Consider the following 13,023-nt stretch of genomic DNA (forward strand, 5'->3'; position numbering starts at 1 on the left):
TTAGGTAACCCTTTTCTTCGTTTCTGCAAGATTAAAATACTTCTCTGCGACCAATAGAGAAATCAACCTTTCTCGTTTGGTGTCTTTAAATTGCTCAACCCACTGATGAGCATTCTGTATAATTTCTTCTGCCTTGTCAGGGTGTTCTAAGTAGTAGTCCATTTTTTCATCTAGGTCAGAAAAATCATCTTTGACTTGAACAAAGTGCACACCCGCTTTTAGTTTTCCTTCCATAAACCATGTTTCATAGCGCAGCTTAGGGGTGAAGCACAAAGAGTTGGAGGACATGATCCACTTAAGATTGGTTGCGACGTCCATTCCCTCCAAGCTCAAAATGAATTTGTACTCAAGTTGTTCTGAGATACTCATTGAAGGGGTCACGTAGCTCAGTTGTTCTGGATCTTTATCCTGCGTATCCACTCGACCGATATTACAGCGAGGATTATGGAAATGACGAGAAAGTAGTTTTCTTCGATTTGGTCGAAATCCCGTCCCACGCCATACAATCATGTCTTTTTTAGTTTGGTACGGCTTGTCTTTGTCCACAAAAAAGTAGTGTCTAACGGCGTTTAGCTTTAGTAGGACCGAGTTGGTGTTCTCTCCTTTAATAGGTCGACTTTTTAAAAAACTCGGCTCGTTTGGTACATCAATGACATCGCCATTGACATATTTGAAGACAGCCTTTTTGGGGAAGCATTTAATAACCTTCAATAGATCATAGTAATAAGCGCTGCCGCCCGTTTTTTTAAAGTCTTTTACTTTCGTAAGGTCTGGAGGAGTCAGTTCGAAGCTCGTGGTATGTTTATTGTAATAATTAACGCGTTCACGCAAGTACTCTTCATCATAACTTGGGGCTTGTGCTAATAGTTTTTTTGCGGAATAACGAAACAAAAAAGAAGGTAAATAAGCGAGTATTCCGTTAGATAAGTAATACTTTAACTTTTTCATGCTGAACGTAGTTTTTCTAAGATGGCTGTGTTTACAGGGCTCGGAACGAATTGGGCGACATTTCCACCATGAATCGCTACTTCTCTTACTATTGTTGAGGACAAGAACGCGAACTCTTCTGAAGGGGTAAGAAAAATACTTTCTAGTCCGGGTAGTAACTTACGGTACATACTCGTCAAACCAAACTCGTACTCAAAGTCCATTGTTGTGCGAAGTCCTCTGATTAGGATCGAAGCTTGTTGTTCTTTGGCGAAATCCACAAGTAAACCACTAAAGCCGACAACGCTGACATTGCTTAAGTGTTGACAGCATTGGTGGACCAGTTCTACACGCTCATCCAATGAGAACATGGTGTTTTTCGAAGGGCTAGCTGCAACTCCAATTGTTACTGAGTCGAACATTTTTGCTGTGCGTTCGATTAAATCTAAATGGCCATTGGTAATTGGATCGAAAGTTCCAGGATAGATAACCTTTTTATTCATCGCTGCAATCCTCTGAAATAAACTGATCAACACCATTCTCACAGCGTTTAAGCTTGTTTTTAATGGTGTTCTCTAAAATCTCGTCATTTTGTCCGAGTGACGCACGAGAGTTTTCTACGTGGTACAAGTGGTAGCCTACACCTGCGAATTTTAGGTAAAGACGTGACTTACCCGCATTCAACATGCGATGAACAAACTCGCTGTCTTCGCGTCCCCATCCAACAAAATCTTGGTTGAAGCCATTCACCTCGATGACATCTTGTCGCCAAAACGCCATGTTGCAACCGCGAGTGGCTTTATCGTTATTGCGCTCGTAAGAGAACCATTTCGATAGCAAAGCGTTGGTGATGCAGTTTTTACGATTGCGAATGCCTTTGCTGAAGATAGAAGGTACTAAGCCGTTTTCCATGATGGCCTTGCTGCAGTTTTCATCCGTTAACACACGTCCACCCTGTACAAACCAATTTGGCTTTGCGACTTGCTTATGTGATTCAATAAACGTTTGAGACAATACCATGTCGCCATCAATCATGATGAGGTAGTCACCTGATGCTTTTGCGATAGCACGGTTGCGGCTCATCGAAAGTTGAAAGCCATTATCTTCGTGCCAGCTATGGATAAGTGGCACGGGAAAGCCGTCACGAAGTTGGTCGATCATTGCTTTGGTATCGTCTCGAGAACCGTCATCTGCAACAATGACTTCATCAGGCAAAACGGTTTGACGTTTCACGCTTTCTAACACCGCTTTTAATGCTTCTTTCCAGTTGTAAGTGGTGATAATTAAAGTCGTTTTCATGATTTTTTTGCCTGTTCACGTAAGTAGAGATCGATATATTTTACAAAAGTAGAGTGCATGCTTAGCCAAGCTAGAATGAAACCATGTTTGCCATCAAGGAAGCCTCGTTTGAGAACATACATCTTCAAAAAGCTAGCAAGAGCGTGAACAATTGCAGTGGTTAAGCCGGATTTCTTTTTACCTTCACGTTCATCCGTCCAGGCCTTGAGGTAGCCAGTGGTTTTATTGATGTAATGATGAAGGTGCTCGTAAGTGTAGTGATGCAGTCGACCATCCAGTTTTTCAGTTTGATAGTTTTTCTCATCAACTTTTTCATGAACGAGCGAATCATTATATTGCGTATATTCGGTGCGATATAAGCGCACAATCCAGTCTGGAGACCAACCAGAATGGTAGATGAACTTACCAAACGCTGAGCTTAGTCGGTTAAGCTTGTATAAAACGTTCGGCTTATTGGCTGATACCGCGTGTAAGATACTTTCTTTTAGCTCTGGAGTGACTTGTTCGTCTGCATCAAGCCATAAAACGTAGTCTGCCGTAACGTATTGCTGCGCAAGTTGGCGCTGTTTACCGAATCCCGGCCAATCTAGGTTGGTGTAAAACTTATCTGTGTATTGTCGGGCGATTTCTTCGGTACGATCAGTGCTGCCCGAATCTAGAAGGACAATCTCATCGACCCAATCTTTTACTGTGTCTAGACAAGCTTGTAAGTGCTTCTCTTCATTTTTTACAATTAAGGCAACGGCTAAGGTTGGTTTGGACAAGGTCATTTCCTTCTTAACAAATCAAGACAGTAAGTTTACTGGTATTGAGGATACAAATCTTCTAAGACTTGATCGAACATGCTCATTACTTGAGTGTTAGTAATGCGGTTCATTGCCGTTTCATCTTTAGCGCGAGTTCGCCAGCTTAACTCGTGACTGTTTTTGCCTGTTTCCGCAAAGATCGTTTCTTCATACACTGAGACAACGTATTTTAGATAACGGTAAGGTCCTACTCGCAGCGGATTATGGTGTGCATAGAGCCCGATGATTGGCGTTTTCATTGCATTCGCCATGTGTGCTGGTCCGGTATCGGGGGCGATGACCATTTCAACCTTATCTATTAACGCAAGCATTTGCAGAATTGAGCTTTGTCCAACTAAATTTAGACACGGTTCTTCCAAGCGAGATTGAATGGCTTCTGCCAGATCCAATTCTACCTGAGCTGGGCTACCTGCCAGAATCACGTTCCAGCCTTTAGCTCTGGCGTGATGAATCACATCCACATAACCTTCCGCGTTCCAGTTTTTATAAGCTTTGCTCGCACCAGGCACAATCAGCAGGTTAGGTTTACTACGAGAAATATGAGACTCTGCCCAAGCTTGGTCGTGGTCTGAATAAGAAAGTACCCAGTCCAGTTCTGCCTTTGGTACCCCAATTTGATGGGCAAAGGCCATTAAGCCATCTGCGACATGCAGAGATTGCGGGGAAGGCACTTTGACATTGGTAAATAGCGTCTGAAAATCTTGGCTTCTATCAGAAGAGAAACCAAGTTTGTATTTTGCTTTAATGCCCAACGTCGCGACACTCGCTCGAATCGCGTACTGCATATGCAATAGCGCATCAAACTCTCTGCCTTTCAGCTGTCGCCAAAGCGATTTGTAGCCATCAAGTCCCGCTTTTTTATCAAAAACAATCACTTCTACACCATCGATGGCGGCTAATAACTGGGCTTCAAGTTTACCCGTTATCCAAGTAATCTGGGTCGAAGGCCAGTGTTTCTGAATAGCTTGAACGGTGGTGATGGTATTGCAAACGTCTCCAATAGCGGACAAACGCAAGACGCATAGTGACGATGGGGCAGAAGTGAACATAATTATTGTCTGATTCGATGAATAGAGGCAGGTAAATTATGCAGACATCCCCAATAAATGTAAAATACACGGCTCGAATATAGCTAAGTACTGATAAGTGTTCTGCAATGTCAAAGATAACACCACATCAATCGCAAGAATCTGGCAAGCCGGGTAATACCGGACTAAAGCGCATCGTTAAAGCGACGGGTTATTCGATCCAAGGATTAAAAGCGGCTTTTAAGCATGAAGCTGCCATTCGACAAGAGTTGGCTCTGTTGAGTTTCGCTGTGATTTTGGCTTGGCTAGTGGATGTCGGCATGGTTGAGCGTATCTTAATGATCGGGGTCGTGGTGTTAGTCTTGATTGTAGAGCTTGTGAATTCAGCTATTGAGGCTGTGGTTGATCGTATCGGTATTGAGCGGCATGAACTCAGTGGTCGAGCTAAAGACATAGGCTCAGCTGCCGTTATGGTTGCATTGGTGTTCGCCGGATTTACTTGGTTGTATATATTAGCCTGCCGATATTTAGGCTAGGGGGTAAGCGCGTGACTCAACAGTATCAAAACAACAACCAAATGATCTGGTTTGATGACGAGATCCTTACAGACCCTAGCCAACCGATATTTGATGCGGAATATTGGCAGTCCTTAGACAAGGTGGTTGGCAGTGCGACGGGGCGAGGCACGACATGGTTTATCCAACTAGAGAACATGCAAGCAGCACTGCGTCATTACCGTCGTGGCGGTTTGTTTGGGAAGTTGGTTAACGATCATTATTGGTTCTCTGGCTGGGATAACACCCGTTGTGCGCAAGAGTTTCAGCTTTTATTGGCGCTAATCGAGGCTGGGGTGCACGTTCCTCGTCCAATTGGAGCAAGAGCCGTAAAGTCAGGATTCTTCTATCACGCTGATTTATTAAGTGAGCGAATCCCGAACGCCAGAGATCTGGTCAATATCTTGCAAGAACAATCGTTATCGGCAGAAATGTATCAGAAAATAGGGCAAGAAATTGCCAAGATGCATCAGGTTGGCGTTAACCATACCGACTTGAATATCCACAATATCTTGATCGACGACAAAGATAAGGTATGGATTATCGATTTTGATAAGTGCCGTTTTGAAACTTCTGGTGACTGGAAGCACCAAAATCTAAATAGACTTCTGCGTTCATTTAATAAAGAGCGTTTAAAGCGACAGATTATTTGGCAAGAATCCGATTTTGAGCATTTGCAGGACGGTTATGCTTCTCAATCTTAATTGAGTTTTTTATTATTTTGCATTAATTGCTCTAAGTAAGCCCTCTTGAGTCTAACGATGCTCGAGTGAGTCTATAAACTACAATAATCATAAAGTATTCATGTGTATCTGATAGCACACAAATTAACGTAGGTAACATTTGTAATGAAAATATTAGTAACCGGTGGAGCAGGCTTCATTGGGTCAGCTGTTGTCCGACATATCATTCGTGACACCCAAGATACCGTTATCAATTTAGATAAACTGACCTACGCAGGGAATCTAGAGTCACTGGTTGATGTCTCAGAGAGTGAACGTTACTACTTCGAGCAAGTGGATATCTGTGACCGAGCTGAACTAGACCGCGTTTTTTCAGAGCATCAACCCGATATGGTGATGCATTTGGCCGCCGAATCTCATGTCGATCGTTCTATTGATGGTCCTGCTGCTTTTATTGAGACCAACGTGATGGGCACTTACCATTTGCTTGAAGCGGCGCGTCAATATTGGTCGAACCTAGATGAAGCGCGCCAATCAGCATTCCGTTTTCATCATATTTCTACGGATGAAGTGTACGGCGATTTAGAGGGGACGGATGATTTGTTCACCGAAACCACTTCATACGCGCCGAGCAGCCCATATTCCGCATCTAAAGCGTCGAGCGATCATCTGGTTCGCGCTTGGCAACGTACTTATGGTTTACCAACACTTATCACTAATTGCTCCAACAACTATGGCCCGTACCACTTCCCAGAGAAGTTGATCCCTCTGATGATTTTAAATGCCCTCGACGGCAAGCCGTTGCCTGTGTATGGCGATGGTATGCAAATCCGAGATTGGCTGTTTGTGGAAGATCATGCTCGCGCGCTGTACAAAGTGGTCTGCGAAGGTGAAGTCGGTGAAACCTACAACATTGGTGGCCATAACGAAAAAGCAAACATCGAAGTGGTGAAAACCATTTGTGCTTTGCTTGAAGAGTTGCGACCAGACAAGCCGGCCGGGGTCGAGTCTTATGAATCTTTGATCACTTATGTCAAAGATCGACCTGGTCATGATGTGCGTTACGCAATTGATGCCACCAAGATCGCTCAAGAGCTTGGCTGGACGCCAGAAGAAACGTTTGAAAGCGGTATTCGCAAAACCGTGGAATGGTACCTCAATAATCCACAATGGTGGCAGCGTGTGCTTGATGGCTCATACAGTCTTGAGCGACTAGGAGCGGGCGAATAATGAAAGGCATTATTTTAGCAGGCGGCTCGGGCACTCGCCTTTACCCTATTACACGTGGTGTCTCTAAGCAGTTGCTGCCGGTTTATGACAAACCAATGATTTACTACCCGTTGTCGGTACTCATGCTTGCGGGCATTCGTGAAATCTTAATCATCACCACGCTAGAAGACCAGGAGGGTTTTCAGCGCCTATTAGGTGATGGCTCAGAGTTTGGCATTGAGTTGCAATACGCGATTCAACCAAGTCCAGATGGCTTAGCTCAAGCGTTCATCATTGGCGAAGAGTTCATTGGCGATGACTCAGTATGTTTAGTGCTGGGTGACAACATCTTTTATGGACAAGGGTTCACTCCTATTCTTCAGCAAGCTGCGATGAAGAGCCGTGGTGCGACGGTATTCGGTTATCAGGTTAAAGATCCAGAGCGATTTGGCGTTGTAGAATTTGATGCCAATATGCAGGCGATTTCGATTGAAGAAAAACCAGTAAAGCCTAAATCCAATTATGCTGTCACTGGGCTATATTTTTATGATAACCGAGTCGTCGAATTGGCAAAAAAAGTCAAACCTTCATCTCGTGGTGAGTTAGAGATTTCGACGCTAAACCAAATGTACCTTGAGCAAGGTGACCTGAATGTTCAATTACTAGGGCGCGGCTTTGCTTGGTTAGATACTGGAACACATGAAAGCCTGCATGAAGCCTCTTCGTTTGTTCAAACCATTGAAAATGTTCAAGGTCTTAAAGTTGCCTGTTTAGAAGAGATTGCGTGGCGCAATGGGTGGTTATCAACTTCTCAAGTTATCCAATTTGCTCAACCAATGTTAAAAAATGACTACGGACAATACTTAAATAAAATTATTTGTGATGATTGCTCACCAAGCTAAATAGAGATTACCCAAAACGAGTCCAAGCTTCAGGTATTGTTATGTGTAAAAAAATAGTATTACATGCGATGACTAAAAAAGGGTATGAAGTTGCTACCCTTTTATTTGAAAAATATCGAGAAATTGTTGATTTCCTTGTTATAGGAAAAGATAAAAATATTAAAGATGATTATAGTGAAAATTTGAGACAATTAGCTATCAACTACGGTGTTCAGTATTATTATCATAATGACACTTACACAATACCTCAAGAATCCTATGTGTTAGCAGTGTCATGGCGCTGGATGATTAGAAGTATCGAAGATAGCAAGTTAATTGTTTTCCATGACTCTATTTTACCTCGATATAGAGGCTTTGCTCCGCTAGTGAATAGTTTAATTAATGGTGAGCATGAAATTGGTGTTACAGCTCTATTTGGTTCAGATGAGTATGATAAAGGTGATATTATTGCACAAGCTACTTCATTTATTGACTATCCAATAAAATTATCTGATGCAATTGAAGTGAATAACCTCAATTATATAAAACTGGCAGATTTGATATTTAATAGTTTACATTCCGGAAGAGAAATAAAATCCTCACAACAAGATGAGTCATTAGCGACATATTCAATATGGCGAGACGAATCTGATTATGAGATCGATTGGAATCAAAGTTCTACATACATTAAACGATTTATTGATTCTGTAGGGTACCCATATTCTGGAGCTATTACTAATGTTGATGAGAATAAAGTGGTAGTCTTGGATGCTGAAGTAGTACAGGATGTGGTTTGTGAGCATAGGCATGTTGGTAAAGTGATATTTGTTGAAAATGGCTGCCCCGTTGTAATTTGTGGTAAAGGCTTGTTGAAAATCACCAAAGCAGTAGTGAAGGAAGAAAACCAAGCTCGAGATTTCTTGCCGATCAATAAATTTAGAATGAAATTCTATTGATTGTAACCCCAGAGAGATAGATTAATGATTCCATTTAATAAGCCCCCAGTTGTAGGTAAAGAGCTTAGCTTTATTGAGCAAGCTATCCAAGGAAGTAAACTCTCGGGAGATGGGCCACTTTCTGAACGATGCGAGAGTTGGTTTGAAAACAGAGCGAGCTGTATTAAGACTTTGTTAACGCCTTCATGTACCCATGCGCTTGAACTTGCCGCTTTGCTGATCGATATTCAGCCTGGTGATGAAGTGATTATGCCAAGCTACACTTTTGTTAGCACTGCGAATGCATTTGTACTGCGTGGTGCAAAAGTGGTGTTTGTTGATATTCGTCCAGATACGATGAACATTGATGAAACCAAAATTGAGGCTGCAATCACTGAAAAAACGGTTGCTATTGTACCTGTACATTATGCTGGTGTTGCTTGTGAGATGGACACGATCATGAGTATTGCAGAGAAGTATAAACTCATTGTTATTGAAGATGCGGCTCAAGGTGTGATGTCTACTTACAAAGGGAAAGCGTTGGGGGCAATTGGCCATCTAGGTGCATATAGTTTTCATGAGACGAAAAATTATACGTCCGGTGGTGAAGGTGGACTACTTCTTATTAATGACCAATCTTTTGTTGAGCGTGCAGAAATTGTCAGAGAGAAGGGGACGAACCGAAGCTTGTTCTTCCGTGGCATGGTAGACAAATATACTTGGGTTGATCTTGGTAGTAGTTTGCTTCCAAGTGAGATACAAGCAGCATACCTTTGGGGACAGCTTGAAGAAGCTGAAGGGATTAACCAAAGACGGCTACAAATTTGGCGGAAATATCTAGATGAGCTTACGCCTCTTGCCGCAAAACACAATATAGAAGTGCCAACTGTTCCTTTTGAATGTCAGCACAATGCGCATATGTTCTACTTGAAACTGGAAAATCTGGAATTGAGAAGCCAGTTTATTGAAATGCTTCGTGAAGAGGGCATAGTTTCTGCGTTTCACTATATTCCATTGCATAGCTCACCAGCTGGCCAACAGTTTGGTCGGTTTGTCGGCAGTGATATATATACGACACAAGAAAGTGAGCGCTTGGTAAGACTACCACTGTACTTCAATATGAGTGATAGTGAGCAGTCTTATGTTATTAATGCTATAAAAAATGTTTTAGGGCGCATGGAATTGTAAAAATGCAAAGCAACGAGATTAAACATATTTTTTTAGTGTCTAGCACAGACTACTTTTCCCCTCTGTTTATTGATGCCTTAATTGAGAAAGCTGGCATTAATCACGAGACGTTAGGTGTCGTCATTTTCGGATGTGGTGATATTGAATCTCAGTACCCTAAGAAAATTGATGGAGTCACTTACTTTTCTTACGAGAAGGTGAACAACTCTATTTTTTTGAACGCTTCAACGATAACTTATTTCTCTCTGAGTGCACTTAACTCTGCTCAAATTCGAGAGGTTCTCGAGCTTAGTCCACAAATGAAGAGCAAGTGTTATATGTTTATCACGGATGATGAGGTTGACAGGTGGCTTTGGTGCAAAGATAAACATGGACGCTTAGTTGCAGATGTTAAGCTTAACATTACAGAGAATGATCTTTGGGTTTTAAGTCAACAAGAGCAGTTTATTGCTTTAAATAGTGCGTTTCGTGAGAAGTTGAGCCAAGTATTAGAAAGGTGTGATTTTTGTCTTGTTGATTCTAGTGTTGTCTTCGACACATTACCCACTAAATCTGCTGAGACTCTGGCGATTTCTGTTTATGCAGACGAAAAAAATAAGAAAAAAAGTATCCTTTTAGGTACTAAACCTAATGCATTTAAATATCAAAACATTAAAGCGATGTTGCGTGCATTCATAAAAGCTGGAGTGCACACGGAATACAAGTTTGTTGTGATGTGGCCTGTAAAGCAGTGGCGAAAACGTCTTCTTTTAGATCTTTATTTAACCTATTTGCAAAAGATAAAGAAGCAAACAGTCGATGTGTCTGTCATAACTTCACTTCCCCCACTAGCTTACACGGCTGTTGTGATGTCGTGCACCCATCTTGTGCTTCAACCTAGAGGCGGAGCTAGTACCGCCCGTCAACTGATGAAGTGGGGGCAAGGTAAGGTTTATGTGGCGAAAGGAAGCCACAATGAACTGTTCTTTAAAGATGCACAAAATGTTGAACTCTGTAGTTTTTCTACATTTGATGAGCTAGCGAGCAGTTTAGGAAAACAGATTGATGTTAAAGCTAATGCCTCTAAAATAAATGCAGAAGAGCAACGTTCACTTCAAGAGCTAGCTACACTTTATAGCTAGGCCACACCCAGATTTTCAAGGCTAAATATGAGCAATATTCTCTCTCTTATCGGTCGTACCGATGCTTTATTCACTCAAGACATCTCAAATCAAGAAGTTGAATTGTCAAAGATTGTCTCTGAATCTCGCTTTCTTGTCTTAGGTGGGGCGGGCTCTATTGGTCAAGCGGTCACGAAAGAGATTTTTAAACGTAACCCAAAGAAACTTCATGTTGTTGATATTAGTGAAAATAATATGGTTGAGTTGGTTCGTGATATTCGTAGCTCTTTTGGTTACATTGATGGCGATTTTCAAACATTCGCATTGGATATTGGTTCCATTGAGTACGATGCGTTTATCAAATCGGATGGGCAGTTTGACTACGTGCTGAACTTGTCAGCGCTGAAACACGTGCGCAGTGAAAAAGATCCTTTCACACTTATGCGTATGATCGACGTGAATGTATTCAATACAGATAAGACCATCCAGCAATCAATAGAGTCTGGAGCGAAGAAATATTTCTGTGTATCGACAGACAAAGCGGCAAATCCAGTCAATATGATGGGAGCGTCTAAGCGCATTATGGAGATGTTCTTGATGCGTAGAAGTAAGCAAATGTCGATTTCAACCGCTCGCTTTGCCAATGTCGCATTTTCTGACGGCTCTTTACTGCACGGCTTCAATCAACGTATTCAAAAGCGTCAACCTATTGTTGCTCCTAATGACATAAAGCGCTATTTCGTAACGCCACAAGAGTCGGGTGAGCTCTGCCTGATGTCTTGTATTTTTGGTGAAAACCGAGACATCTTTTTCCCTAAATTGAGTGAAGCGCTTCACTTAATTTCATTTGCTGATATTGCAGTGAAATATCTAGAGCAATTGGGTTATGAACCATATCTCTGTAGCAGTGAAGATGAGGCTCGTGAACTGGCGAAAACTTTACCTGAGCAAGGTAAATGGCCTTGCTTGTTTACAGAAAGTGATACTACGGGCGAGAAAGATTTTGAGGAGTTCTTCACGGATAAAGAAGTCCTTGATATGGAACGCTTTGAAAACTTAGGCATCATCAAAAATGAACCTCTTTTCGAACAAGCTCTTTTGACTTTGTTCGAGCAAAGCATTGCTGAGATGAAAGATAAACGTGAGTGGAGCAAGGAGCAAATTGTAGAATTGTTCTTTACCATGATTCCCGACTTTGGCCACAAAGAAACGGGAAAATACCTAGACAGCAAGATGTAAGCGGAGCGAATGATGAATCCAACATCGATTGTTGAATTTGTGCAAGATACGTATAAAACCGAAGACTTTATTCCATTACACGCGCCAGCTTTCCAAGGCAATGAAAAAGCGTATGTGATGGAGACTATTGACAGTACTTTTGTATCAAGCGTCGGTAAGTTTGTTGATCAATTCGAACAGAAAATAGAGCAATACACTGGCAGTGAAAAAGCGGTAGCAACTGTTAATGGTACTGCTGCATTGCATGCTGCGCTGTATATGGCAGGTGTGCAACGTGGTGATTTGGTGATCACTCAGGCCCTCACTTTTGTGGCTACCTGCAATGCCCTTTATCATATGGGGGCCGAGCCTATTTTTGTTGATGTTTCAAAAGTTAGCCTTGGTTTGTGCCCTAAAGCGGTTGATGCTTACTTAATGGAACACGCAAAGCTTACAGAGGAAGGGTGTTTTCATCAAACAACGGGTCAACGCATTAGGGCTGTTGTGCCCATGCATACGTTTGGTCATCCCGTTGAGTTAGATGAATTGATTGCGATTTGTCACAAGTGGCAGCTTAATTTGGTTGAAGATGCGGCAGAAAGCTTAGGATCTTTTTATAAAGGTCAACACACTGGAACGATTGGTGATTTTGGTGCGGTTAGCTTTAATGGCAATAAGATTATTACGACAGGTGGTGGTGGTATAGTGTTGTGTAAGACCAAAGAGTTAGGCCAACACACTAAGCATGTGACTACGACCGCGAAAGTACCTCATCCTTATGAGTTTTATCACGATGAACCTGGGTTTAACTATCGTATGCCAAATCTAAATGCTGCACTTGGCTGTGCGCAGATGGAAGTGATAGAAACGTACTTGGCACAAAAGCGTGAGTTAGCAAAGCAGTATCAAGCTTTCTTCTCTGGTAGCGATGTTCAGTTTGTGACTGAGCCTGAGTACGCACACTCAAACTACTGGCTCAATGCGATCATTTGTCCGGATATCGAATCGCGAGAAGCGATATTACAAGAGACTAATGCCGCGGGCGTGATGACTCGTCCAATTTGGAAGTTGATGCATCGTTTGCCGATGTTTGAAAATGCACTGCGTGGTGATTTAAGTAACTCAGAGTTCATCGAGGCGCATTTAATTAACTTACCAAGCACTCCAGTTGCACTAAATCGTTAAGGCAAGATTA

General features: G+C 42.1%; 14 protein-coding genes. 9 read left to right on the top strand and 5 right to left on the bottom strand.

The genetic code is table 11. The features are described from left to right. The 5 genes from MTR11_RS01715 to MTR11_RS01735 are packed head-to-tail and all read right to left on the bottom strand — an operon-like array spanning position 1 to position 4,081. Complete coding sequence (locus tag MTR11_RS01715) at positions 1–948, bottom strand: glycosyl transferase family 90 (RefSeq protein WP_006742527.1); 948 nt, start codon at positions 946–948, stop codon at positions 1–3. Then, on the bottom strand, positions 945–1,430 hold the full coding sequence (gene coaD / locus MTR11_RS01720) for a pantetheine-phosphate adenylyltransferase (protein WP_012841191.1): 486 nt from the start codon (positions 1,428–1,430) through the stop codon (positions 945–947). Before coaD ends, MTR11_RS01715 begins: the two co-directional genes overlap by 4 nt. After that, complete coding sequence (locus MTR11_RS01725) at positions 1,423–2,226, bottom strand: glycosyltransferase family 2 protein (RefSeq protein WP_054867809.1); 804 nt, start codon at positions 2,224–2,226, stop codon at positions 1,423–1,425. Before MTR11_RS01725 ends, coaD begins: the two co-directional genes overlap by 8 nt. Further along, on the bottom strand, positions 2,223–2,990 hold the full coding sequence (locus MTR11_RS01730) for a glycosyltransferase family 2 protein (protein ID WP_054867810.1): 768 nt from the start codon (positions 2,988–2,990) through the stop codon (positions 2,223–2,225). Before MTR11_RS01730 ends, MTR11_RS01725 begins: the two co-directional genes overlap by 4 nt. 35 nt (positions 2,991–3,025) lie before the next feature. Continuing rightward, positions 3,026–4,081 (bottom strand): glycosyltransferase family 9 protein, encoded by a 1,056-nt coding sequence (locus MTR11_RS01735; protein ID WP_243326934.1) that lies wholly within the window; start codon positions 4,079–4,081, stop codon positions 3,026–3,028. Between the two features lie 107 nt (positions 4,082–4,188). On the opposite strand from MTR11_RS01735, the gene MTR11_RS01740 reads away from it, so the two are divergent. From MTR11_RS01740 to MTR11_RS01780, 9 genes are all read left to right on the top strand, one after another. After that, the gene (locus MTR11_RS01740) at positions 4,189–4,596 is read left to right on the top strand and encodes a diacylglycerol kinase (protein WP_243326935.1); all 408 of its coding nucleotides are present in this window, start codon (positions 4,189–4,191) and stop codon (positions 4,594–4,596) included. An 11-nt stretch (positions 4,597–4,607) separates the two neighbouring features. Next, entirely contained in the window at positions 4,608–5,318 is a 711-nt protein-coding gene (locus MTR11_RS01745) for a 3-deoxy-D-manno-octulosonic acid kinase (RefSeq protein ID WP_243326936.1), read from the top strand. 144 nt (positions 5,319–5,462) lie between these two features. Then, positions 5,463–6,527, top strand: coding sequence for a dTDP-glucose 4,6-dehydratase (gene rfbB / locus MTR11_RS01750; protein ID WP_167427010.1), 1,065 nt, complete (start codon positions 5,463–5,465; stop codon positions 6,525–6,527). Further along, complete coding sequence (rfbA, locus tag MTR11_RS01755) at positions 6,527–7,408, top strand: glucose-1-phosphate thymidylyltransferase RfbA (RefSeq protein ID WP_243326937.1); 882 nt, start codon at positions 6,527–6,529, stop codon at positions 7,406–7,408. The genes rfbB and rfbA overlap by 1 nt, the downstream gene beginning before the upstream one ends. Positions 7,409–7,449: 41 nt before the next feature. Next, complete coding sequence (locus MTR11_RS01760; protein WP_031818724.1) at positions 7,450–8,343, top strand: formyltransferase family protein; 894 nt, start codon at positions 7,450–7,452, stop codon at positions 8,341–8,343. 24 nt (positions 8,344–8,367) lie between these two features. Further along, positions 8,368–9,510, top strand: coding sequence for a dTDP-4-amino-4,6-dideoxygalactose transaminase (gene rffA, locus MTR11_RS01765; protein WP_006742520.1), 1,143 nt, complete (start codon positions 8,368–8,370; stop codon positions 9,508–9,510). 2 nt (positions 9,511–9,512) lie between these two features. Next, on the top strand, positions 9,513–10,631 hold the full coding sequence (locus MTR11_RS01770; protein ID WP_134647613.1) for a hypothetical protein: 1,119 nt from the start codon (positions 9,513–9,515) through the stop codon (positions 10,629–10,631). Between the two features lie 27 nt (positions 10,632–10,658). Next, positions 10,659–11,849 (top strand): UDP-N-acetylglucosamine 4,6-dehydratase, encoded by a 1,191-nt coding sequence (locus MTR11_RS01775; RefSeq protein WP_006742518.1) that lies wholly within the window; start codon positions 10,659–10,661, stop codon positions 11,847–11,849. Between the two features lie 12 nt (positions 11,850–11,861). Continuing rightward, the gene (locus MTR11_RS01780) at positions 11,862–13,013 is read left to right on the top strand and encodes a LegC family aminotransferase (RefSeq protein WP_243327350.1); all 1,152 of its coding nucleotides are present in this window, start codon (positions 11,862–11,864) and stop codon (positions 13,011–13,013) included. Positions 13,014–13,023 lie beyond the last annotated feature (10 nt).

The organism is Vibrio sp. CCB-PB317 (genome assembly GCF_022808245.1).
In the GTDB taxonomy this organism is placed as follows: domain Bacteria; phylum Pseudomonadota; class Gammaproteobacteria; order Enterobacterales; family Vibrionaceae; genus Vibrio; species Vibrio diabolicus.